At 62.9% G+C, this 23,706-nt stretch carries 19 protein-coding genes and 2 pseudogenes; 15 read left to right on the forward strand and 6 right to left on the reverse strand.

All coding sequences use genetic code 11. From position 1 onward, the window contains the following. Window positions 1-21 precede the first annotated feature (21 nt). The 6 genes from JNA92_RS20415 (at window position 22) to JNA92_RS20440 (ending at window position 8,426) form a co-directional block, all read left to right on the forward strand. Window positions 22-1,386 carry a DUF1329 domain-containing protein gene (locus JNA92_RS20415; protein ID WP_241806347.1) on the forward strand — a complete coding sequence of 455 codons (1,365 nt, stop codon included), beginning with the start codon at window positions 22-24 and terminating at the stop codon, window positions 1,384-1,386. A gap of 273 nt (window positions 1,387-1,659) precedes the next feature. Then, window positions 1,660-4,377 carry a LuxR C-terminal-related transcriptional regulator gene (locus tag JNA92_RS20420; RefSeq protein WP_241806348.1) on the forward strand — a complete coding sequence of 906 codons (2,718 nt, stop codon included), beginning with the start codon at window positions 1,660-1,662 and terminating at the stop codon, window positions 4,375-4,377. A gap of 159 nt (window positions 4,378-4,536) precedes the next feature. Further along, a complete protein-coding gene (locus JNA92_RS20425) occupies window positions 4,537-6,144 on the forward strand; it encodes a tetratricopeptide repeat-containing response regulator (protein WP_241806349.1) in 1,608 nt (535 codons plus the stop codon). Then, window positions 6,141-6,833, forward strand: coding sequence for a sensor histidine kinase (locus JNA92_RS20430; RefSeq protein WP_241806350.1), 693 nt, complete (start codon window positions 6,141-6,143; stop codon window positions 6,831-6,833). The genes JNA92_RS20425 and JNA92_RS20430 overlap by 4 nt, the downstream gene beginning before the upstream one ends. Window positions 6,834-6,949: 116 nt before the next feature. Continuing rightward, a complete protein-coding gene (locus tag JNA92_RS20435) occupies window positions 6,950-7,594 on the forward strand; it encodes an MBL fold metallo-hydrolase (RefSeq protein WP_241806351.1) in 645 nt (214 codons plus the stop codon). Window positions 7,595-7,703: 109 nt separating this feature from the next. Continuing rightward, the gene (locus tag JNA92_RS20440; protein WP_241806352.1) at window positions 7,704-8,426 is read left to right on the forward strand and encodes an OmpA family protein; all 723 of its coding nucleotides are present in this window, start codon (window positions 7,704-7,706) and stop codon (window positions 8,424-8,426) included. 103 nt (window positions 8,427-8,529) lie between these two features. On the opposite strand, the gene pta is transcribed toward JNA92_RS20440, so the two are convergent. Together pta and JNA92_RS20450 are read right to left on the reverse strand one after the other, a co-directional pair. Continuing rightward, on the reverse strand, window positions 8,530-10,617 hold the full coding sequence (pta, locus tag JNA92_RS20445; protein ID WP_241806353.1) for a phosphate acetyltransferase: 2,088 nt from the start codon (window positions 10,615-10,617) through the stop codon (window positions 8,530-8,532). Between the two features lie 31 nt (window positions 10,618-10,648). Beyond that, the gene (locus JNA92_RS20450; protein ID WP_241806354.1) at window positions 10,649-10,951 is read right to left on the reverse strand and encodes a DUF3565 domain-containing protein; all 303 of its coding nucleotides are present in this window, start codon (window positions 10,949-10,951) and stop codon (window positions 10,649-10,651) included. Here JNA92_RS20450 and JNA92_RS20455 point away from each other — a divergent pair. The 3 genes from JNA92_RS20455 (at window position 10,950) to JNA92_RS20465 (ending at window position 13,288) form a co-directional block, all read left to right on the forward strand. Continuing rightward, entirely contained in the window at window positions 10,950-11,435 is a 486-nt protein-coding gene (locus tag JNA92_RS20455) for an FKBP-type peptidyl-prolyl cis-trans isomerase (RefSeq protein ID WP_241806355.1), read from the forward strand. The two genes, JNA92_RS20450 and JNA92_RS20455, sit on opposite strands and share 2 nt — an antisense overlap. A gap of 142 nt (window positions 11,436-11,577) precedes the next feature. Further along, window positions 11,578-12,060, forward strand: coding sequence for a glutathione peroxidase (locus JNA92_RS20460; RefSeq protein ID WP_241806356.1), 483 nt, complete (start codon window positions 11,578-11,580; stop codon window positions 12,058-12,060). 124 nt (window positions 12,061-12,184) lie between these two features. Beyond that, complete coding sequence (locus tag JNA92_RS20465) at window positions 12,185-13,288, forward strand: NADH:flavin oxidoreductase (RefSeq protein WP_241806357.1); 1,104 nt, start codon at window positions 12,185-12,187, stop codon at window positions 13,286-13,288. On the opposite strand, the gene JNA92_RS20470 is transcribed toward JNA92_RS20465, so the two are convergent. Beyond that, complete coding sequence (locus JNA92_RS20470) at window positions 13,257-14,471, reverse strand: glycosyltransferase family 4 protein (RefSeq protein ID WP_241806358.1); 1,215 nt, start codon at window positions 14,469-14,471, stop codon at window positions 13,257-13,259. The genes JNA92_RS20465 and JNA92_RS20470 overlap by 32 nt on opposite strands. Window positions 14,472-14,735: 264 nt before the next feature. Between JNA92_RS20470 and JNA92_RS26175 the strand changes: the two are divergent. Both JNA92_RS26175 and JNA92_RS26180 read left to right on the forward strand, forming a co-directional pair. Beyond that, window positions 14,736-15,374: pseudogene (locus JNA92_RS26175) on the forward strand (PAS domain-containing protein); the annotation flags it as partial. Window positions 15,375-15,539: 165 nt separating this feature from the next. Continuing rightward, a pseudogene (locus JNA92_RS26180) lies at window positions 15,540-15,962 on the forward strand (methyl-accepting chemotaxis protein); the annotation flags it as partial. 64 nt (window positions 15,963-16,026) lie between these two features. On the opposite strand, the gene JNA92_RS20485 reads toward JNA92_RS26180, so the two are convergent. Continuing rightward, window positions 16,027-16,404, reverse strand: a complete 378-nt coding sequence (locus tag JNA92_RS20485; RefSeq protein WP_241806359.1) for a hypothetical protein — start codon at window positions 16,402-16,404, stop codon at window positions 16,027-16,029. A 92-nt stretch (window positions 16,405-16,496) separates the two neighbouring features. Beyond that, the gene (cysZ, locus tag JNA92_RS20490; RefSeq protein ID WP_241806360.1) at window positions 16,497-17,222 is read right to left on the reverse strand and encodes a sulfate transporter CysZ; all 726 of its coding nucleotides are present in this window, start codon (window positions 17,220-17,222) and stop codon (window positions 16,497-16,499) included. A gap of 330 nt (window positions 17,223-17,552) precedes the next feature. Between cysZ and trxB the strand changes: the two genes are divergently transcribed. Then, window positions 17,553-18,515 (forward strand): thioredoxin-disulfide reductase, encoded by a 963-nt coding sequence (gene trxB, locus JNA92_RS20495; protein WP_003247318.1) that lies wholly within the window; start codon window positions 17,553-17,555, stop codon window positions 18,513-18,515. A gap of 102 nt (window positions 18,516-18,617) precedes the next feature. Here trxB and nadC read toward each other — a convergent pair whose 3' ends face one another. Beyond that, window positions 18,618-19,466: a carboxylating nicotinate-nucleotide diphosphorylase gene (gene nadC, locus JNA92_RS20500; RefSeq protein ID WP_241806361.1), complete on the reverse strand. Its 849-nt coding sequence runs from the start codon at window positions 19,464-19,466 to the stop codon at window positions 18,618-18,620. Window positions 19,467-19,708: 242 nt separating this feature from the next. Here nadC and JNA92_RS20505 point away from each other — a divergent pair, with 242 nt between their 5' ends. From JNA92_RS20505 to ampE, 3 genes are all read left to right on the forward strand, one after another. After that, window positions 19,709-21,874 carry a DUF1631 domain-containing protein gene (locus JNA92_RS20505; protein WP_241806362.1) on the forward strand — a complete coding sequence of 722 codons (2,166 nt, stop codon included), beginning with the start codon at window positions 19,709-19,711 and terminating at the stop codon, window positions 21,872-21,874. 85 nt (window positions 21,875-21,959) lie between these two features. Continuing rightward, entirely contained in the window at window positions 21,960-22,532 is a 573-nt protein-coding gene (ampD, locus tag JNA92_RS20510; protein WP_241806363.1) for a 1,6-anhydro-N-acetylmuramyl-L-alanine amidase AmpD, read from the forward strand. Continuing rightward, window positions 22,529-23,359: a regulatory signaling modulator protein AmpE gene (ampE, locus tag JNA92_RS20515; RefSeq protein WP_241806364.1), complete on the forward strand. Its 831-nt coding sequence runs from the start codon at window positions 22,529-22,531 to the stop codon at window positions 23,357-23,359. Before ampD ends, ampE begins: the two co-directional genes overlap by 4 nt. Window positions 23,360-23,706: the final 347 nt, after the last annotated feature.

Below are 23,706 nucleotides of genomic sequence, written 5' to 3' on the forward strand. Positions count from 1 at the left end.
ACAGATCCAGGACGACACGACATGAACAAGACCAGAAGTCTGCTGCAAGCCGGTGTACTGGGCCTGTCCCTGCTGGCAACCAGCGTCATGGCTGCGGTTTCCGCCGATGAAGCGGCAAAGCTGGGCAGCACCCTGACCCCGATGGGCGCGGAAAAGGCCGGTAACGCCGACGGTTCCATCGGCCCGTGGCAGCCGCTGTCAAAGACTGCAGGCAGCGTCGATGCCAAGGGTTTCCTTTCCGACCCCTATGCCAGCGACAAGCCACTGTTCACCATCACCGCGCAGAACGTTGACCAGTACAAGGACAAGCTGTCGCCAGGCCAGGTGGCAATGTTCAAGCGCTACCCGGAAACCTTCAAGATCCCGGTGTACAAGACCCACCGCGGTTCCACGGTACCTGACGATGTGTTCGCCGCCATCAAGAAGAATGCCACTGCGACCACGCTGGTCGAAGGCGGCAACGGCCTGAACAACTTCCAGACCGCCGTGCCATTCCCGATTCCCAAGACTGGCATCGAGGTTATCTGGAACCACATCACCCGCTACCGTGGCGGCAGCGTCAGCCGTTTGGTAACCCAGGCCACGCCGCAGCAGAACGGCTCCTACAGCCTGGTGTACTTCGCCGACCAGTTCGTCTTTCGCGACAAGATGAAGGACTTCGATCCGAACAACCCGGGCAACGTCCTCTTCTACTTCAAGCAGGAGGTGACCGCACCGGCACGCCTGGCCGGTACCGTGCTGCTGGTGCACGAAACCCTCGACCAGGTGAAAGAGCCACGCAAGGCCTGGATCTACAACGCCGGCCAGCGTCGCGTGCGCCAGGCACCGCAGGTGTCGTATGACGGGCCAGGTACCGCAGCCGACGGCCTGCGTACCTCGGACAACCTGGACATGTACAACGGTGCGCCAGACCGCTACGACTGGAAGCTTGAAGGCAAGAAGGAGATGTACATCGCCTCCAACGCTTACAAGCTCGACGATCCTAAGCTCAAGTACTCCGACATCCTCAAGGCCGGTCACATCAATCAGGACCTGACCCGTTACGAGCTGCGCCGGGTCTGGCATGTGGTCGCGACGCTCAAGCCGGGCCAGCGCCACATCTATGCCAAGCGCGACTTCTATATCGACGAGGATACCTGGCAGGCAGCGGTGATCGACCAGTATGACGGCCGCGGCCAGCTGTGGCGGGTTTCCGAGGCGCACGCCCAGGATTACTACAATGTGCAGGTACCTTGGTACACCCTGGAGGCCATCTACGACCTGCAATCGGGCCGTTACCTGGCCTTGGGCATGAAGAACGAGGAGAAGCGCGCCTACGACTTCGGCTTCAGTGCCAGCAAGGCAGATTTCCAGCCAGCTGCGCTGCGCCAGTCGGGTATTCGCTGACCCGCTAGTGTTTCACCCCTTGTGATACTCCCAGAACGCCCCGGCTTGCCGGGGCGTTTCTGTTACGGCCCCTCCATTGAGTCGCCGGCGCAGTCATAAAGCGGGTGAATATCTCGCTAAACCCTGCGCCAGCCCTCTGTCAATCAGCTCCGTCTTTTTTTGTCGTAGTCTTTTACGGGCCATTTGCGCCCATCATCTTCAAATGCTCCGCATTACCCGCTAGTCTCGGAACAATCCGTACTGCCGTAGTCTTCCAATCAGAACGAGCCGGCCATGACTGATTTGTCCCGTACGCATGGAGTCGCCAGCCAGGCCGTGGGCCTGCTGGACGGGCGTTTCTTCCGGCCGCCGCTGCCGCACGGCCACGTGCCGCGTGCGCGCCTGTGCCAGCGCTTGCAGGCTGGCCTCGGCGGCCGTTTGTTGTTGGTCAATGCACCGGCAGGCTTTGGCAAGAGCTCCTTGGCCATGGAGTTCTGCGAGGCGCTGCCCGACCATTGGCGCAGCCTCTGGCTGGGGCTGAGCCAGCGCGATGCCGACCCGGGCCGTTTTCTCGAGCGCTTGCTAGAGGGCCTGCAGCAGTACTGCCCGGCGTTGGGCGGCCAGGCCATGGGCCTGCTGAAAATGCGCCAGCGCCACCAACCCTTCGCCTTCGAGGAATGGATCGACAGCCTGCTCGACGAGTTGGTGATGTACCTGCACGCCGATACACCGTTGCTGCTGGTACTGGACGACTATCACCTGGCCCAGGGGCCGGTGCTCGATCGCTGCCTGCAGTTTTTTCTCAACCACTTGCCGGCCGGCTTGGTGTTGCTGGTCACCAGCCGCCAGCGGCCAGATTGGCACCTGGCGCGGCTGCGGCTCTCGCGGCAATTGGTCGAGATCAACGAGCAGGAGCTGCGCCTGACGCCCGACGAGGCCCTGGCCGTTATCGGACGCCAGCCTACAGGCCTGCGCGGCCAGGCCTTGGACAACCTGATCCAGCGCAGCGACGGCTGGGTTGCCGGATTGCGGTTCTGGCAACTGGCAGCTAGCGAGTCCGGCGACGAGCATGCGCTGCCCCAGGCTCTGCATGGCGGTGAAGGGCTGATCCGCGATTATCTGCTGGAAGAAGTCATCGAAATCCTGCCGGAAGACGTGCAGGCGTTTCTGTTCGACACGGCGTGCCAGGAGCGCTTCTGCGCGGCGTTGTGCGATGCCCTGCGCGAGCGCGACGACAGCGCGGCCATCCTGCATTACCTGCAGGCGCACCAGGTGTTTCTGGTGCCGCTGGACGAGCATGGCCACTGGTATCGCTACCATCACCTGTTCTCCGACCTGTTACGCAGCCGCCAGTCCAACGAACCGCAGGCGCACCTGCACCTGCGTGCCTGCCGTTGGTTCCAGGCTCAGGGGCTGCTTGACGAAGCGGTGGAGCAAGCCCTGCGGGCTGGCCATCTGGACGTTGCCGCTGACCTGGTGCAGAGCCTGTCGGAGGAGCAGCTGTTGGCCGAGCAGAACGTCGGCATGCTGCTGCGCTGGAAGATGGACTTGCCCGACAGCCTGCTGATCAGTACGCCCCGGCTGATCGTGCTGTACAGCTGGGCGCTGGGCCTGGCGTGCCAGTTGGACGCCGCCGAAGAGCTGGCAAGCTACCTCAGCCGCTTTTTGCCAGCGCCTTCAGCCACCGCGCAACGCTCCATGCTGGCCCAGTGGCTGGCCTTGAGCGGGGTAATTGCACGTGGCCGCGGTGATCGCGAACGCACCCTGGCCTATTGTGGTGAGGCGCTGCAAAGCCTGCCTTGCAAACGTTACGGGCAGCGTCTGGTGTGCCTGTCGACGCTGTCCAACCTGGCGATTGCCGATGGCGACTTCTGGCGAGCGCGTGGTTGGAACCGCGAGGCGCTGGAGCTGGCCCAGCGGGTTGGCAACCCTTTGTTCGAAGCCTTGGCGCACTACGACCGTGCCCGGGTGCTGCATGCCAGGGGCGAGGCACTGCGCGCGCTGGATGAAGTACGCCAAGGGCTGCAACGCCTTCAGGGCCTCTCGGCGCAGCGGCTGTATGCGGTGCGCGCGCGGCTGACGTTGTACGAGGGTTACCTGCTGGTGACGCGCCTGCAACCTGCGCAAGGGCGTGCGCGCTTGCGTGCGGGGCTGGGCGAAGCGCGCGCCTGCCGCGACATCAGCGTGCTGATAGGTCACTGCGTGATCGCAACCCTCGATGGCCGTGAAGGGCGCTACGCCGACGCCTTCGCCGAGTTGGCCGAAGCCGAGAGGCTGATGCATATCTGGGATGTGCCGCCGATCTTCTACCTGGCCATGATCACGCTGGTGAAGTGCGAGTTGTGGCTGGCGCAGGGGCGTATCGACCTGGCCGAGTCCTGGCTGCTGCGCCTGGGCCAGACGTACGGTGGCGAACAGCCGGCGGCGGCGCCGGAGTTCCACCCGTTGTTACCGCTGCACATCGAGCTGCAGCAGGCCTTGCTCGAACGCATCCAAGGCCGCAGTGAGGATGCCGCTGGGCGCCTGCGCGGCCTGGTCGAGCGCGGGCAGGTAAGCGGCGGCATGATGCTGACCCTCAGCGCGCTGTGCCAATGGATGGCCTTGTCTTTGGAGCAGGGTGCCGAGGCGCAGGCTGCCGAGCGTTTGCCCGTGGCCCTGGCAGCAGCCCAAGGCGGGGTGATGCAGCCGTTTCAGTGGTTGATCGAGCAGCACCCGCTGTGGCTTCGCGAGCAGCTGCTCGCACGGCCCGCCTGCAAGGTTCAGGTGGAGCTGCTGGCTCGTCTGCCCGAGCTGGCGGCGCCGAGTAGCGGCACGTGCGAGGCGCTGAGTGGTCGTGAGCTGGCAGTGCTGGAGTTGATCGCCCAAGGCTGCTCGAACCAGCAGATCAGCGAGCGCCTGTTCATCTCCTTGCACACGGTCAAGACCCACGCCAGCCATATCAACAGCAAACTCGGGGTAGAGCGGCGTACCCAGGCGGTGGCACGGGCCAAGTCGTTGGGCCTGCTGGCCTGATGCCGGCCGTTGACAGCCTGGCTGGATAAACGACCGCCCAGGCCAGCCTCTGGCTGCTGCACGGCCTGCCCTCATCTTTTGCGCCTGCCTGCCGATACACGTTTCGGCGGTATGCATCGCCGCACGCCACCCTCCCATCATCCAATACAGGTCGTGTTGATGCTGCAGTACGGGCAAAAGAGCTTTCTGATCGTCGATGACTTCACCGACTTTCGCACGTCGACGCGCTCCATGCTGCGCGAGCTGGGCGTGCGTGACGTCGACACTGCCGACAGCGGTGAGCAGGCCCTGCGTATGTGCGGGCAAAAGCGCTATGACTACATTCTTCAGGATTTCCACCTTGGGGATGGCAAGAAGAACGGCCAGCAAGTGCTGGAGGACATGATCCTCGACAAGCTGATCAGCCATGAGTGCGTGTTCATCATGGTGACCGCCGAGAGTAGCCAGGCCATCGTGCTCAGCGCCCTGGAGCACGAGCCCGATGCCTACCTGACCAAACCGTTCAACCGGGTAGGCCTGGCTCAGCGCCTGGACAAGCTGACGCAGCGCAAGACCTTGCTCAAGCCGATCCTGCAGGCACTGGACCGTGGCCGCCCGGCCGAAGTGCTGGCAGCGTGCGCCGAGTTGTGCAAGAAGGACCCGCGTTTCGCGCCCCTGTGCCTGCGTTACCGGGCTGATGCTTTACGCGATCTGAACCGCTTCGACGAGCTGGAAAAGTTCCTCAAGGGCATTCTCGCCAGCCGTCCGCAGCCATGGGTGTATGCGGCATTGGGCAGCCTGATGCACAAGCGTGGCCAGCATGCCCAGGCCCAGGGCGTTTATGAGCAGGCGCTCAAGGCCTTCCCGATCATGCCCGGGCTTTACGACGGCATGGCGGATGTTCTGGTGGCCCAAGGCGAGACCAAGCGCGCGCAGAACATGCTTGAAGAGGCCGTGCGCCTGTCGCCCCTGGCAGTACGCCGCCAGGCGGCGCTGGGCAAACTGGCGCTGGACAACGAAGACTTCGAAAGCGCCTCGAAGGCGTTTCGCCACGCGGTGAACCAAGGCCAGAGCTCGCGCTACAAGGATGCAGAAAGCAACCTTGGGCTGGTGCAGGCATTGATGAACAAGAACGCCGGCTTCGGCCTGGATGCACGTACCCGGGTCGAGATCAACACCGTGCTCAGCGAGGTGGCCAAGGACAACGTCGAGGATCAGGGCCTGCAAGTGCGTGCGCGCTTGATGAAGGCTGCCAGCCTGCAGCAGGCCGGTGATGCAGAGACCGCCGCCAAGCTGACCGAGCAGGCCCTGCAGCGGCTGGACAAGATGGACCAGTTCTTCTCGGTCGAAGCCGCCCTGACCGTGGCCAAACAGCTGCAGGCCCTGGGCCAGGAAGACGCCGGCGGTACGATCCTCAAGGGCTGTGTGGAAACCTACGGCGATGATCCCAAGGTCATGCAGAGTGTGGCCAAGCTGACGGATGACCCCACTGTACTCGGGGCGGTTACCGAAGCGGTGGACCTCAACCGCCAGGGTGTGCGCAGCTATCAGGCCGGGCAGCTCAATGAAGCCCTGCAGATGTTCCGCAAGGCCCTGTCATTGCAACCGAAGAACATCAGCATCGCCCTGAACACTGCCCAGGCGCTGTTGCGCATCGGTGGCGAAGCCACACCGCCGGCAATCATGCAGGAGTGTCGCAATTGCCTGACCAGCGTCGCGGGTATCCCTGCCAGCGACAGCCGGTATGACCGTTACCGCAAACTGCACATCAAGGTGTTCGGCGCATGAGCCAGGACAATCAGGGGCTGGATTTTTCCACGGTGATCGCCTCCACCGTGCACGACCTGAAAAACTCGTTGTCTGCGCTGATCCAGTCCCACGACCAGTGGCTGGCGCGCCTGCCCGAGGCGCTGCGCGGGGGAACCGAGCAGGGCGTGATCGAGCACGAATTCCGCCACCTCAATGGCATGCTGGTACAAATGCTGGGCTTGTACAAACTGGGCGTGAACCAGCTGCCGGTGTGCCCGGACTATCACGAGCTGGACGACTTCATCGAAGCGCAGCTGGCGGCTCATCAGCAAGTGCTGGAGCACAACGATATCCTCGCCACCTGGCGCATCGACAGCGAAAATCCGCTGGGTTTCTTCGACCGGGAACTGGTCGCTTCGGTGATTGCCAATGTGATCACCAATGCCACCCGCTATGCCGGCCATGCGCTATTGATCAGCATTGCGGAGGAAAACGAGCAATTGGTGATCAGCGTCAACGATGACGGCCCTGGCTACCCGGCCCGCATGCTTGAGCGGCAGCAGGATTATGTACAGGGCATCGATGCTCAGAGCGGCAGCACCGGGCTAGGCCTTTATTTCGCCGCGCGCATCGCTGCGCTGCATGAGCGCGATGGCGTGCGGGGGCGGATCGAGATCGCCAATGGTGGCGCGCTTGGCGGAGGCTTGTTCAGGTTGTATCTGCCTTAGGCGCGATTTCACAGGCCCTGAAGATTTCCAGGCAGGCGTTCGATCCTCGACAACACCGCATAATTGCCTCCCTGGGGCGGGCAACGATAACATCCAGGCAGTCGTCAGGAGCCCCCATGAACACTGCCCCAACCACCCTCATCCGCGAAACCTTCCCCGTCGGGCCTTTGCAGTGCAATTGCACCCTGATCGGCGATCCGCTGACCAAAAAGGCCATCGTCGTCGACCCCGGCGGTGACCCGGAGAAGATCCTCGCCCGCCTGCAGGCCCACGGCCTGACCCTGGTGAGCATCATCCACACCCATGCGCACTTCGATCATTTCCTCGCCTCGGGCAAGCTCAAGGAGCTGACTGGTGCCACCTTGCACCTGCACAAGGACGACCAAGTGCTGTGGGATAACCTGGAGATGCAGTGCCAGATGTTCGGTGTCCCTTATACCCCGGTGCCCTCGCCAGACCGCTGGCTGGGTGACGATGAAGCGCTGGCCTGCGGCTGTGGCGTGGCGTTGCACACGCCCGGGCATACGCCGGGCTCGATGAGTTTCTGGTTCGCTGACGCCAAGCTGTTGGTGGCCGGGGACACCCTGTTCCGGCGTGGCATCGGCCGTACCGATTTGTGGGGCGGCGATCAGCGGGCTATCGTTCGCTCGATCAAGGAGCGGCTGTATCGCCTGGATGAAGATGCGATCGTGGTCACCGGCCACGGCCCTGATACCCGGCTGGGTGACGAGATGCGTGAGAACCCGTTCGTGCGGGCCTGAGCCAGCATGAACAGTTCGTCATGGAATTTTTTTGTCTAAGCGCGATCCAAGGCTGGCATAGATGCATTCATGATGTGCCGCACACACGAATTATTGTAGGAGCTTGTCCATGTTCACCATGCGTCGCCTGATTATCGTCGCAACCGCTGCAGCCCTGATGACCGGCTGTGCCGGCCAGAACCCCTACGACAGCCAAGGTCAGGCGCAAGGTGGTTCGACCGGGATGAGCAAGACCGCCAAGTACGGCGGCCTGGGCGCGCTGGCCGGCGCCATCGCCGGTGCCGCCATCGACCATGACAACCGTGGCAAGGGCGCGCTGATTGGCGCCGCTGCGGTAGGTGCTGCCGCTGCGGGTTACGGTTACTACGCTGACAAGCAAGAAGCCGAACTGCGTGCGCAGATGGCCAACACCGGCGTCGAAGTGCAGCGCCAGGGCGATCAGATCAAGCTGATCATGCCGGGCAACATCACGTTCGCCACCGATTCGGCGAACATCGCACCAAGCTTCTACTCCCCGCTGAACAACCTGGCCACCTCGTTCAAGCAGTTCAACCAGAACACCATCGAAGTGGTTGGTTTCACTGACAGCACCGGCAGCCGCCAGCACAACATGGACCTGTCGCAGCGCCGAGCCCAGGCAGTGAGCACCTACCTGACCTCGCAAGGCGTGGACGCATCGCGCGTGTCGGTGCGTGGCATGGGCCCGGACCAGCCGATCGCGAGCAACGCCGATGCCAATGGCCGTGCGCAGAACCGCCGCGTCGAGGTCAACCTCAAGCCTATCCCTGGCCAACAGTACGATCAGCAGGGGCAGGTGCAGCAGTACCCTTGAACCAGCAGGGCCGCTGTGCGGCCCAATCGCCGGCAAGCCGGCTCCCACTGGGACTTGTGTGAGCCGGCTTGCCGACGATTGGGCTGCAAAGCAGCCCCCGGTTTCAACGCACCACGCTGGCCTGAATGGCTGTCAGCGCGATCGTGTGCACGATATCGTCCACCTGAGCGCCCCGCGGCAGGTCGTTCACCGGTTTGCGCAGCCCTTGCAGCATTGGCCCCAGGCTAACGCCATCGGTACTGCGTTGCACCGCCTTGTGGGTGGTGTTACCAGTGTTCAGGTCTGGGAACACGAACACGGTGGCGCGCCCTGCCACTTGGCTGTTTGGCGCCAACTGGCGGGCGATGGTCGGGTTAGCAGCAGCGTCGTACTGCAGCGGGCCGTCGATCACAAGGCCCCGCTCGGCCTCTTGTGCCAGGCGCGTTGCTTCGCGCACCTTCTCGACTTCTTCGTCGCTCGCCGAGTCACTTGAATAGCTGATCATCGCCACCCGTGGCGCAATGCCGAAGGCTTGCGCCGATTCAGCGCTCTGCCGCGCGATTTCAGCCAGCTCGCCGGCGCTGGGGTGCGGGTTCATCACGCAGTCGCCGTACACCAGTACCTGCTCGGGGAACAGCATGAAAAAGACCGAAGACACCAGGCTGGCCCCGGGTGCGGTCTTGATCAGCTGCAGGGCAGGGCGGATGGTGTTGGCGGTGGAATGCACCAGGCCGGACACCAGGCCGTCGACCTCGTCCAGCGCAAGCATCATGGTGCCGATCACCACCGGGTCTTCCAGCTGTTGCTCAGCCATCGGCGCATTGAGGTTCTTGCTTTTGCGCAGGTCGACCATCGGCTCGACATAGCGTCCGCGAATCAACTCAGGGTCAAGGATTTCCAGGTCCGCGGGCAGTGTAATCCCCTGCGCACGGGCCACCGCTTCGACGTCCTCGGGCTTGGCCAGCAGCACGCAGCGGGCGATGCCCCGCGCCTGGCAGATCGCAGCGGCCTGTACCAGCAATGGTTCGGCGCCTTCGGGCAGGACAATACGTTTGTTGGCCTGCTGCGCCCGCTGTATCAGCTGGTAGCGGAACACTGCAGGTGACAGGCGCAGCTCACGTGGAGTACCACAGCGCTGGTGCAGCCAGGCAGCGTCGAGGTGGCTGGCGACGAAATCGGTGATGAACTCGGCGCGCTCACGGTCGTCCACCGGGATCTCGCGGTTGAGCGAGTTGAGCTGGTTGGCCGTGTCGTACGAACCGGTGCTGACCGAGAGGATCGGCAAGCCAGCCTGCAGGGCGCCGCGGCACAGGCCGAGGATGCGTGCATCGGGCTTGCTGTCGCTGGTCAGCAGCAGGCCGGCCAGGGGCACGCCGTTGATCGCGGCCAGGCTCACCGCCAGAATGATGTCGTCGCGGTCGCCCGGGGTCACCACCAGGGTGCCTGGCGTAAGCAACGGCACGGTATTGGCCACGGTGCGTGCACAGATGATGATCTTGTTCATGCGCCGTTGCTCGTAGTCACCGGCATTGATCACCTGGGCGCCAAGCAGGTCGGCCACATCACGGGTGCGCGGGGCGTTGAGTTCGGGTTGGTAGGGGATGCAGCCGAGCAGCCTGAAATCGTTGCCGCGCAGCAGCGGCGAGTGCTCGCGCAGGCGTGCGGCGAACTCGGCCATGCTTTCGTCGGTGCGGACCTTGTTGAGGATCACCCCGAGCACTTTCGGGTCGCGCGGGCCACCGAACAGTTGGGCCTGCAACTCGACCCGCCCGGACAGTTCGCTGAGCACTTCGTTTTCTGGCGCCGACACCAGGATCACTTCGGCATCCAGGCTCTTGGCAAGGTGCAGGTTGACCCGTGCTGCGTAGCTGGCGTGGCGGGTCGGCACCATGCCTTCGACCACCACCACGTCGTTGCCCACGCAAGCCTGCTGGTAGAGGCGGATGATTTCTTCGAGCAGTTCGTCGAGCTGGCCATCGCCGAGCATACGCTCGACCTGAGCGAGGCTCAGCGGCATTGGCGGCTTGATACCGTGGGTGCGTGCGACCAGTTCGCTGGAGCGTTCCGGGCCGGTATCCCCAGGGTGGGGCTGGGCGATCGGCTTGAAAAAACCGACCTTGAGCCCGGCGCGTTCCAACGTGCGCACCAGGCCGAGGCTGATGGATGTCAGGCCGACACCGAAGTCGGTCGGCGCAATGAAAAATGTCTGCATGCGTGCTTCTCGGAATAAGCGTTGCAAGGAATCAACGGCCAAGGGTATCGCTATCGGCCTCTTGTGCACACCAGCCACAGGCGAAAGCCTGGCCAATGCGCAGTGCACGCTGCTGGGGGTCGAGCACCCACGGGCGTGCCTGCCACGGCGGCTGATGGCGCAGGTGCTGGGTGTGGCCGCAGGACAGCTCGACCACCCAGTGGCCTTCGTGGTCCTGGTGAAAGCCCATGATCCGACTGATGGATCTCCCAGCCGCCGCGCTGCGTTCGCAATCGGGCGATGCGTTGGTTACACTTGTGCGCTCTACATTCTTTTGCAAAAGGTCTTGCCCCATGCTGATCGCCGCCAACAAGGCAGTCTCCATCGACTATACCCTGACCAACGACGCCGGGGAGACCATCGACAGCTCCGCCGGTGGCGCGCCGCTGGTCTACCTGCACGGCCACGCCAACATCATCCCGGGCCTGGAAAAAGCCCTGGAAGGCAAACAGGCTGGCGATGAACTGAACGTCAGCGTCGAGCCTGAAGAGGCTTACGGCGAATACCTGGCCGAACTGGTCAGCACCCTGAACCGCAGCATGTTCGAAGGTGTCGACCAAGTGGAAGTGGGCATGCAGTTCCATGCCTCGGCACCGGATGGCCAGATGCAGATCGTCACCATCCGTGACGTGGACGGCGACGACGTGACTGTCGACGGCAACCACCCGCTGGCCGGCCAGCGTCTGAACTTCCAGGTCAAGGTCGTCAACGTGCGTGATGCCAGCGAAGAAGAAATCGCTCACCGTCACGTCCACGGTGAAGGTGGCCATCACCACTGATTTTCTGCGCTAAGCTCAGAAAGTCGCCAGGCGCTCGGACAAGCCGACATACCTCCCCGCGAGGTGCACGGCTTGGATGAGCGCCTTTTTAGTGGGCGCTGTTCGCCCCAGCGGCAACCGGGAACCTGAGAGGGGATTCATCATGAGTGCATTTCACGACCTGACGTTAAAGGCGCTTAACGGCCAGGACCTGCCTTTGGCACCGTTCAAGGGCCAGGTAGTGCTGGTGGTCAATGTCGCCTCCAAGTGTGGCCTGACGCCGCAATACGCTTCGCTGGAAAAGCTGCAGCAGCAGTTCAAGGGTAAGGGCTTCAACGTGCTTGGCTTGCCCTGTAACCAGTTCGCGGGCCAGGAGCCGGGCAGCGAGAAGGAAATCCAGGAGTTCTGCAGCCTCAACTATGGCGTGAGCTTCCCGTTGGGGGCCAAGCTCGAGGTCAACGGGCCGCAGCGTCATTCGCTGTACCGCCTGCTGGCGGGTGAGGGCGCCGAGTTTCCTGGCGATATCAGCTGGAACTTCGAAAAGTTTCTGGTGGGCAAGGACGGGCGGGTGTTGGCGCGTTTCGCACCGCGTACGGCGCCGGATGATCCAAGCGTGGTGCAAGCCATCGAGAAAGCGTTGGGCTGACGATCGCTGGGGCCGCTTCGCGCCCCCAGCGATACCGCTGAATCACCCCGATCAATAATGCTGGGCCATCCCTTCCACTGGCCCTAACCTCAGGCGTATTTCCTCACCCAGACGGAAGCGCCCAATGTCCACCCACCCCCTGTTCCAGCCATTCACCCTCGGCGCGCTCCAGTTGCCGACCCGTGTCGTGATGGCGCCGATGACCCGTACCTTCTGCCCAGGCGGCGTACCGCACGACGGTGTGATCGAGTACTACCGCCGCCGCGCCGCCGCAGGCGTGGGCCTGATCATCACTGAGGGCACCACGGTCGAACACAAGGCTGCCAACGGTTATGCCCATGTCCCGCGTTTTCATGGGGAAGATGCCTTGGCCGGTTGGGCGCGCGTAGTCGATGCTGTCCATGCCGAAGGTGGGCGTATCGTGCCGCAGTTGTGGCATGTGGGTGCGGTTCGCCGCCTGGGCACCGAGCCGGACCCGGAAGTGCCGGGCTATGGGCCAAGCGAAAAGGCCAAGGATGGCCAGGTGCTGGTGCATGGCATGACACACGATGATATCCGTGAGGTGATTGCCGCGTTCGCCACTGCAGCACGCGATGCCCAGGCCATCGGCATGGACGGCGTGGAAATCCATGGCGCCCACGGCTATCTGATCGACCAGTTCTTCTGGGCAGCCAGCAACCGCCGCGAGGATGAGTACGGCGGCGACCTGGCCGGCCGCTCGCGCTTTGCCATTGAGCTGATCCAGGCCGTGCGGGCGGCCGTGGGCCCTGACTTCCCGATCATCTTCCGCTTCTCGCAATGGAAGCAGCAGGATTACAACGCCCGCCTGGTTGAAACACCTGAGGCACTGGCCGCTTTCCTCAAGCCCCTGTCCGATGCGGGTGTGGATATCTTTCATTGTTCGACGCGACGGTTCTGGGAACCGGAGTTCGAAGGTTCCGAGCTGAACCTCGCCGGTTGGACGCGCAAGCTGACTGGCAAACCGACCATTACCGTGGGTAGCGTCGGGCTCGACGGCGAGTTCCTGCAGTTCATGGTCGATACCGACAAGGTGGCCAAGCCTGCCAGCCTCGAAGGTTTGCTGCGCCGCCTGGGTGATGAGGAATTTGACCTGGTGGCCGTAGGCCGGGCTTTGCTGGTGGATGCCGAATGGGCGCAGAAGGTTCGCGAAGGCCGCGAAGCACAGGTGCTGCCGTTCAGCCGCGAGGCGCTGGCGACCCTGGCTTGACCGCCAGGGCGGTGCCTGCGGGCTCGCTACCCGCGCGCGCTAGCAGGCAAGCGTTGTACAGGTGCGTCTCGAATTGCTCGACGATCGCCGGCCAGCCTTGGCGGCTGGCGTGCTGGCGGGCATTCAGACGCACCCGGCGCAGGGTTTCGCTTTCTTCGAGCAGCCAGCAGGCGGCATCGATGAACGCCACCTGATCACCGGGCATGGCCAGGGCGCCACTGTGCCCCTGGCGGATATGCTGGGCGGCGGCGGCTTCATCATAGGCCACCACCGCCAGCCCCGAGGCCATGGCTTCGAGCACTACATTGCCAAAAGTCTCGGTCAGGCTGGGGAACAGAAACAGGTCGCCGCTGGCATAGTGCTCGGCCAGTGACTCACCTCGCTGGGCGCCACAGAACACGGCATCGCGCAACTGCTGTTCGAGCGCAGCGCGCTGCGGGCCGTCACCGACCACGATCAGGCGCAGCCGCTTGTGTGGATAAGTCTTCTTCAGGGCGTCCATACAGGGGCGTAGCAGCCCCAGATTCTTTTCTGCCGCCAGGCGCCCAACGTGCAGTACGGCGATGTCTTCAGGGCCCAACCCCCAGGTATCACGCATCGGCTGACTGCGCCTGGTCGGGTTGAACAGGCAGGCGTCCACCCCACGGGCCATCAACGCAAGGCGTTCGAAGCCACGCCGCTCCAGTTCCAGCGTCTGGCTGGCGCTGGGTACCAAGGTGGCGGCGGTGCGTCGGTGGAACCAACGCAAGTAATGAGTGAGCAGCCGCGCCAGCAGGCCAAGGCCATACCGGCCGCAATACTGCGGGAAATTGGTATGGAAACCGCTGACCACCGGGACGCCCAAGCGCCGGGCCGCCCGTAATGCGCTGAGCCCCAGAGGCCCTTGCGTGGCAATGTACAGCACATCCGGGCGCTGCCGGCGCCAGCGTCGCAATAGCGTGTGCATCGACACTTCGCCCCATTGCAGCCCCGGGTATCCCGGCAGGCCCCAGCCGCGGCACAGCAACAGGTGCTGATCGTCGCCTGCAGGCAATTCGCCGGCCTGGCGTGGCCGTACGATCTCGACCTGGTGGCCACGCTGTCGCAGGCCATCGCCAAGTTGGCCAAGTGTATTGGCCACGCCGTTGATTTCGGGTGGGAAGGTTTCGCTGACGAGGGTGATGCGCAGGGCTGGTGTGTTCATGAAAAAAGTTTCCGCTCGCCGCATTGCGCCCATGTGACAGCCTTGTGACGCGCCCGTGACGCCTGATCGCCGGCCGTTTCAGTGGGATGAATATTTCCTTGAGCAGCACTCAAGAGCCCTGATAGGCAGCCGATGAAGATGCATCTGATCAGGTGACGCGCTCCGGGAGCGGTGATGTTCAACAGCAAGCTCAAAAAAGAAATCCAGCAACTGCGCGAGGAGCTTCATTCCATCGAGCAGATCAAGAACAGCCTGGACAGCGAAATGCTGGTGCTACAGCTCGACCCCCAAGGGCGTATCGAGCTGGTCAACGGCAACTTCGAGAAAGAGATGCTGTACCGTAGCGAGCAACTGATCGGGCGCAGTATCGAAGAAATCGTGCCGGAACATGTGAAGAAGCTCGACTTCTACCAGCGCATGAAAAGCGCCATCCACCGCGGCGAACACCTCAATGGTGCCTTCCGCTTGCTGCGTGGCAACGGCGAAGAGGCCTGGCTGCGCTCGATCCTGCAACCAGTCAAGGGCAGTGATGGGCTCATCAGGCATTTCTCCATGCACTCCAGCGACCTGACCCGCACCATCGAGACCTCGCGCGAACACGAAAGCCTTATCAAGGCCTTGATGCGCTCCACTGCGGTGATCGAATTCAATCTTGACGGCCTGGTGCTGACTGCCAATGACCGCTTTCTGCAAACGCTGGGCTACAGCCTGGAGCAGGTTCGCGGCAAGCATCACCGCATGTTCTGCGAGCCAGAAGAAGCCAACTCGGCGGGCTATCAGGCGTTCTGGGACAAGCTGCGCCGTGGTGAGTACGTGGCCGACCGCTTCAAGCGGATCGATGCCCATGGCCGTACCGTGTGGCTGGAGGCTTCCTACAACCCGATCATCGATGCCCATGATGTGCTGTACAAGGTAGTGAAGTTCGCCACCGTGATCACCGACCAGGTCAATCAGGAGCAAGCCGTGGCGCAGGCAGCGGACATCGCCTACACCACCTCGCTCGAAACCGACAGCAGCGCGCGCAAGGCTACCGATGTGGTGACCCAGACCGTCGAGGTGATGCGCGGCTTGGAGGGCTCGATGCAGGACGCCGCGGAAGGTATCCAGGCGTTGGACAAGCAGTCCAAGGTGATCGGCGCGATCATCAAGACCATCAGCGATATTGCCGGCCAGACCAACCTGCTGGCGCTCAACGCCGCCATCGAGGCCGCGCGTGCCGGGGAGCAGGGGCGTGGCTTTGCGGTGGTCGCCGACGAAGTGCGCCAGTTGGCTTCACGTACGAGTACCGCTACTGAAGAGATCGCCAAGGTCGTGCAGCAGAATGAGCAATTGGCCCAGGCGGCGGTGGACATCATCGATACCAGCAAGCGCCAGGCCGAACAGGGGCTTGCGCTGGCGGCGGATACCGGAGGCGTGATCGTCGAAATTCAGGAGGGGGCGAAGAAAGTGGTGGATGCGGTGGGGCAGTTTTCCAGCCAGCTGAGCCATTGAGACGGTTGCCGCATGACAACGCCAAATACCCGGAGCAGATAGGCGCCGGGTACGCAGTCATGGGTCAGGCAGTCAGTTGCTCGTAGACGTCACTGGCAATGGCAGCGAAGGTTTCGATACTGGCGTATTTGCCATCGATGCGGTGCTCGTCAGCGAACGAATGCGCGACACCGAAGACGCCGCTGGTCTCACCCCTGATGACCGGATGCTCATTGTTTTGCACAGCCTCGACCAGCAGGATTACCAGCGAGGCGCTGTGAGTCACCAACTGCTCACTTGGGTCATTGACGCTGTTGACGAACAGCGCGGAGGCCGGAAAATCGATGCCTTGGGCCTGCAACGCTTCATCCAGCCGCCAGTTGGCCTTGTGCTTGAGAATCTCGAAGCCTTGTAGGTGCTCAGGAATGCCAGACAGGTCCAAATAGTCTTTATCATCGTTCATAGTGTTCAACTCCTGATTATCGGGCTGCGAAGGTGCGGCCCGATAATCAGTAGACAACGGCGGGTAATGCGGCTAGCAGTACATATGTCTCGCTAGCGCTCTCTCACCCAGAACAGCGTCGCCCCGGCCACCGCAGCCGGCATCATCAGCACGTTTACGCCTGGGATAAGCAACGCCAGGTACGTGATGCCACCGAAGCCCATCGACTGCCAGCGCTTCTCGCGCAACCAGGCCAGCATGTCCTGCCAGCTCATCTTGTTGTTGTCCGCCGGGTAGTCGATGTACTGGATGGCCATCATCCACACACCGAAGATCAGCCACAGCGGCGCGGCGATCACGTTGACCACCGGGATGAACGAGAGGATGAACAGCGCGATGGCTCGTGGCAGAAAGTAACCGAGCTTGCGCATTTCGCGGCCGAAGGTGCGTGGCACCATCGCCACCAGTTCGCCCCAGCTGAAGGCTGGGAAGTTATCCTCGCCACGCACCACCACCTCGACCTTTTCGGCCAGAAAGCCATTGAAAGGCGCGGCGATGATGTTGGCCACCAGGGTGAAGGTGAAGAACACCATCAGCACCAGCAAGGCGACGAAAAGCGGCCAGAGGATGTAGCTGAGAAAGCTCAGCCAGTCGGGCAGGGTTGGCAACAGGGCATCGAGCCAAAGGCCGAACTGGTGGCCGGCGAAGTAGATCATGCCGCCGAACAGCAGCAAGTTGATCGCCAACGGCAGCAGCACGAACAACCGCAGATTGGGGCTGAGCACCAGTTTCAGGCCTTCGCGCAGGTACTGGGGGCCGGAGAGGACAGGGGCTTGCATCGAGACGCTCCGCAGAGAAGGGAAAACGCGCTGACCTTACCGGCTTTGCCGCGCCGACGAAAGGCGGGCAGCGTGCGGGAAACTGCCTGTAACAAAAGCGCCAGGGCCTTTTTCGTAGGTGAAATTGACGTATAGAGGGTGCCTATGAGGTGGATTGTCGAAGGATATTTCCTTAATCTCTGCCACCTCGCTACAGTGCGCTCAACTTTCAGGTTTCGGACCTGCGCGTTGTAGCCTTCCCCAAGTGCTGCGTGGGTCCTTTTTAATTTCCAGCTGGCGCAGCCGGTATACCGATGCCGGCCCCTGAGGCCCGCTCGACAGGAGTTCGACATGTCTGAAGTACGTCATTCGCGCGTCATCATCCTCGGTTCCGGCCCTGCCGGTTACAGTGCGGCGGTGTACGCCGCCCGCGCCAACCTCAAGCCGCTGCTGATCACCGGCATGCAGGCTGGCGGCCAACTGACCACCACTACCGAAGTCGACAACTGGCCAGGCGACCCCCATGGCCTGACCGGCCCGGCGCTGATGCAGCGCATGCAGGAACACGCCGAGCGTTTCGAGACCGAGATCGTCTTCGACCACATCAACGCCGTGGACCTGGCCAACAAGCCCTTCACCCTGCAGGGTGACAGCGGCAAGTACACTTGCGACGCGCTGATCATCGCCACGGGTGCCAGCGCGCGCTACCTGGGCCTGCCGTCGGAAGAAACCTTCATGGGCAAGGGTGTGTCGGCTTGCGCTACCTGCGACGGCTTCTTCTATCGCAACAAGCCGGTGGCAGTGGTTGGCGGTGGTAACACTGCCGTGGAAGAGGCGTTGTACCTGGCCAACATCGCCAGTAAGGTAACCCTTGTGCACCGCCGCGAAACGTTCCGCGCCGAAAAGATCCTGGTCGACAAGCTCAACGCCCGCGTCGCCGAAGGCAAGATCGAGCTCAAGCTCAACGCTACCTTGGATGAAGTGCTGGGTGACAACATGGGCGTGACCGGTGCGCGCTTGAAGAACAACGATGGCAGCAGCGACGAAATCAAGGTCGACGGCGTGTTCATCGCTATCGGTCACACGCCGAACACCTCGCTGTTCGAAGGCCAGCTCACCCTGAAGGACGGCTACCTGGTGGTCAATGGCGGCCGTGAAGGCAACGCGACCGCCACCAATGTCGAAGGTGTGTTTGCCGCAGGCGACGTGGCTGACCACGTTTACCGCCAGGCGATCACCTCTGCTGGTGCCGGCTGCATGGCGGCGCTGGACGTCGAGCGTTACCTGGACGGCCTGGCCAACGCCTCGTTCTGATCTGTTGCCGGTTTTTAGCGTTTCAGGGCCGCACAGCGGCCCCAAATCCGAAGACACCGCGCCATCTGGCCGGTGTTTTCTTTAGTCCCGCTACAGCCCACTTCAGAGGCTCAGGCGCATCGACAGGTCGACAGCCTTCACATCCTTGGTCATCGCACCAATGGAGATGTAGTCCACCCCAGTCTCGGCAATCACCCGCAGGGTGCTTTCAGTCACCCCGCCACTGGCCTCCAGCTTGGCTTTGCCAGCGGTAATGCGTACCGCTTCGCCCATTTCCTCCAGGCTCAGCTCATCGAGCATGATGATGTCAGCACCGGCGCTCAACGCCTGGCGCAGTTCATCCAGGCTTTCCACCTCGATTTCCACCGGCTTGCCCGGCGCAATGCGGTGGGCTGCCGCTACTGCTTCGGGCACACCGCCGCTGGCGGCAATATGGTTTTCCTTGATCAGGAACGCATCGAACAGGCCGATGCGGTGGTTGTGGCAGCCGCCGCAGGTCACCGCATATTTTTGCGCCAGGCGCAGGCCGGGCAGGGTCTTGCGGGTGTCGAGCAGTTGCACCTGGGTGCCTTCGACCAGGTCGGCGAGCGCACGGGCCCGCGTGGCCACGCCCGACAGCAGCTGCAGGAAGTTCAGCGCACTTCGCTCGCCGCTGAGCAGTGAACGTGCCGGGCCTTCGAGGTGGAACAGCGCCTGGTTGGCCGTGGCACGGTCACCATCGGCCACCTGCCAGTGCACCGCAACACGCGGATCGAGTTGACGGAACACGGCATCGACCCAGGCGGTGCCGGCAATCACGCAATCTTCGCGGGTGATGATGGTGGCCTTGGCCAGGCGCTCGGCCGGAATCAGCTGCGCGGTGATGTCGCCGCTGCCGATGTCCTCCAGCAGCGCGCGGCGCACGTTGGCTTCGATCTCGGCGGTCAGGTCGGCAAGGCGTAGGTTCGGCATGGTCGGCTCCACAAGCAAGTTGCCGGCGATTATAGGGCAGGGGGCCGCTGTTTACAGCCGCCTTGCAGCGGACCTTTGGTCAGGCCAAGTGAGCATTTGGCAAAAAATACAGTCATTTACCGGCGAGTGAAGCGGCGCTGGCAGGGATCGGCTTTTTTACCGATAATAGCGCCCAGTATTTGGCGTCATAGCTTTGACGATTTTCATATTTATCGAACACGTCGCCCAGCAAGGAGTTCGGGATGCATAAAGAAGGCAAGGTGGTGCCCTTGGCGGCCGCCATCGATCGAGGTGCGCGCACGCCCTTGCCTTGTCTGCCGATGCTGTTGCTGCAGGTGCGCGACAAGGCGGCGCTGCAATTGCGCCAAGGCTTGCAGGCCTTGTTCGACAACGCTGACGATACCCTCTTTGAAATGGCCGAGAAGGCTGCCGACCGTTTCGATCAGAACCTCTATTTCGAAGCCATGCGCGACCTGCGCCTCAAGCGCAAGAGCATCGAGCGCGGCTTTCTCGACACCTTCTACGAGACTTTCGCCCGCCTCGGGCAGCCCGAGCCGCTGGGTTTTGCAGCCGTTGCCGATCACCCGCGGAACAAGGCTCAGCAGGAGCGGGCTGCGACCATCGACAACATGGTCGCGCAGGTGCTGTCGCGTGACGGGCTTGCCCTGGATCAGTTGAGCCTGCGTTTGCAGGCCCTGCTCGAATGTACCCTGGACGCGCAAAAGAACCCGCTCGCACCTGGCGCATTATGTGGCTACTTCCTCGAAGCCGGGCGTAATCTGGGTGTTGGCCTGCGGGTCAAACTGGTCTTGCTGAAGCTGTTCGAACGCTATGTGCTGCGTGATACCGACGTGCTCTACGGCGAAGCCAACCAGTTGTTGGCCGCTGCCGGCGTGCTGGCTGAGCTGCCGCCTGCGCCGCGCCGGCGTGCCGAGGACCGTCGCCTGAGCTCGCGGCGCGCGCCTGCCAGCCTCAGGCCTGACGGGGCCATCGGCGCAGACAGTGCCGGGCAGGCTTTCTTCACCTCCTTGCAGGGGCTGCTGGCACCGGCACGCGGGAGGATCGCGCCACGCTTGCAATCGATTGCCACGGCTCAGCCGATAAACACTGCCGACCTGCTGCGCCTGCTCACGCATTTGCAGCACTACGTGCCGGCCACCTTCGACGAAGACGATTTCGACCTTGGCCAGCAGCTCGAACAGTTGCTGTTGCGGGTGAGTGTGCGCAGTGGCACCCGCAGGCGCATTGCCACGGCCGACATAGACATGATCAACCTGGTCGGCCTGCTGTTCGATTACATCCAGGCCGATGACAACCTGCCGCACAGCCTGCGGGCGCTGATTGCACGCCTGCATATCCCGATGCTCAAGGTGGCACTGCTCGACAAAGGGCTGTTCAGCCGCGCCAGCCACCCTGCCCGGCGCTTGCTCAATGAGATCGCTGCCGCCTCGATCGGCTGGGAGACCGGCAGCGAAGGCCTGCGTGACAGCCTGCACCTGCGGGTAGAGCGCATCGTCCAGCGTCTGCTCAACGACTTCACCGAGGACGCGGCGGTGTTCGCCGAACTGCTGGAGGACTTCATGGCCTTCAGCCAGGATGAACGGCGGCGCAACGAACTGCTCGAGCAGCGCACCCGCGATGCCGAAGAAGGGCGTGCGCGGGCGGTGCAGGCTCGCCAGCAGGTGCAACAGGTACTCAATCAGCGCTTGCGCGGTAAGGTGCTGCCTCAAGCGGTGGTGCAGATGCTGGTACAAGCCTGGAGCCAGGTGCTGCTGCTGGCATGGCTCAAACAGGGTGAGGGCTCCTCGGCGTGGATCAACGCCCTTGCGACCATGGACACCTTGCTCGCCAGCATCCTCCCCCGGCGTGATCCGCAGGCCCTGCTGCAGCAAGTGCCCGGCCTGCTCAAGGCATTGCGCGAGGGGTTGGCCGGCGTGGCGCTGGACTCGCAGTCGACCCGCGACTTTTTCCAGCAGCTCGAGCAACTGCACCTGCGTGCCTGCGCCGGGGCCGAACTGCCGCCTGCCCCAGACGATCAGGCCCTGGCCGCAGTGCTGGTGGCTGAGGACATCGTGCTGGCAATGGCCGAAGAGCCCGCTTGTACGCCGCTGCACCCGCACGACGAGCACACCGCGCAGCTGCGTGCGGTGCAACGCCTGCGCATCGGCGCGTGGATAGAAGTGCTCGACGATGACGAGCCGTTGCGCTGCAAACTGGTGGCGCGTATCGACAGCAGTGACCGCCTGGTATTCGCCAACCGCACCGGCATGAAGGTACGCGAGTGGAACCTGCTGGGCCTCGCTCAAGCACTGCGCCTTGGTGAGGTGCGGCTACTGGACGACGGCCTGCTGTTCGAGCGGGCACTGGAGAGCGTGCTGGAAAGCTTGCGCCAGCAGCAGGTTCATTGACCTGCTGCTGCAGATTCACATGCAAAGCGCGATACTGGCAGGGCATACTGCGCCTCTGTACCTAGCGTTCTTCAGGAACTGCCCCATGCAATTGGACCGTGCCACCGGCTGGTTCCACGGAAACGGAATCACCCACTGCCCTTCGCCGAACTTCAACGCGCGACCCGAGGGCGAATCGATTTCCCTGCTGGTGATCCACAACATCAGCCTGCCGCCGGCCTGCTTCGGCAGCGGCAAAGTCCAACAGTTCTTCCAGAACCGCCTGGACCCCGACGAACATCCCTACTTTGCCAGCATCAGCCACCTGACCGTATCGGCGCACCTGTTCGTGGAACGCGACGGTGCGGTGACCCAATTCGTGTCGTTGCTGGACCGTGCCTGGCATGCGGGTGTGTCGTGTTTTGACGGCCGAGAAGGCTGTAACGACTTTTCCATCGGTATCGAGCTGGAAGGTACCGACGACCTGCCTTACAGCGATGCCCAGTACCGTGCGCTGGAGCAACTCACCCGGCAGATTCAGGCGGCTTGGCCAGCTATCGACCTGGGCCGGATCCGTGGCCATAGCGACATTGCCCCGCAGCGCAAGACCGATCCCGGCCCGGCATTCGACTGGCAGCGTTACCGTGCCGCCGTGCAGCACAACGAGGACAAGGCATGAGTTTTCTGGTGTTGATACTGGCGTTGTGGGTCGAGAAGTTCTCGGCGCTGCGCCATCAGGTACAGCGCGATGGCTTCTTCCTGGGCGAGCTGGTGCGCCTGGAGCGCAGCGGGCGGGTGCATCCCTGGTGGAGCTTGGCCATCCTGGTGCTTGCACCCGTGGCGGTGCTGGTGCTGCTGCTGCACGTGCTCGACCCGGTGGCCTATGGGTTGCTGGCGCTGCCAGTGCACCTGCTGGTGCTGATCTACAGCCTGGGCCGCGGCGATGCCAAGGCTGCCTTGGGCCCGCTTCGCGATGCCTGGCGGCGCGGCGACGACCAGGCCGCGCTGCATGTGGCCGAGCGCGACCTGGGCCTGGAGGCTGATGAAGCCCAGGTGTTGCTGGTGCGCGTGCAAGGCTACTTGTTGTGGCAGGCCTATCAGAGTTTCTTCGCTGTGATCTTCTGGTACTTCGTGCTCGGCCCCGGGGCGGCGTTGGCCTATCGCTTGCTGGCGCTGACAGGCGATAACAGTAACCAACCTGCGCTGAAGGCCCGTGCCGAGCAGCTGCGGCACATCATGGACTGGCTTCCAGTGCGCGTGCTGGCCCTGAGTTTTGCCCTGGTTGGCAATTTCGTCGCAGTGACCCGCGTGATGCTGCACGAACTGCTCAACTGGCATATCAGCGCCGGGCACCTGGTGGCCAGGGTCGGGCGGGTTGCCGATGACATTCCCGAGCAAGAGGACAGCCAGCCTGGTGTGGCCCGGCTCGATAGCCTGTGGGAGCTGCTGCTGCGCTGTGCGGTGCTGTGGTACGCGGGCTTTGCGCTGTGGACGGTGCTGGTCTGAGCGCCGGTTAACCTTAAGTTACAAACCTCCGGTTCGATCTGCGTTATACAGGTGGCCTAGTGCTACCCCTCGCAGAACAACAAGAATTCAAGGAGGTGCCCCGTGAAGCGTCTGCTCTACCCGGCAATCGCACTGATGAACCGGCTGAGCTTCGGCCAGAAGTTCAGCCTCATCAGCGCCCTGTTCTTCCTGCCCATGCTCGCCACCAGCAGCTACCTGGTGCGCGACGCCTATCAGCAGTTCCAGGCAACCCGTGCTCAATTGCAGGGCATCACCCCATTGAGTGGCAGCCTGGTATTGCGCGCCGACATGGAAACCCTCGGCAACCTCATGCAGATCAATGCCGT

This window comes from Pseudomonas putida, from assembly GCF_022627325.1.
Classification (GTDB): Bacteria; Pseudomonadota; Gammaproteobacteria; order Pseudomonadales; family Pseudomonadaceae; genus Aquipseudomonas; species Aquipseudomonas putida_X.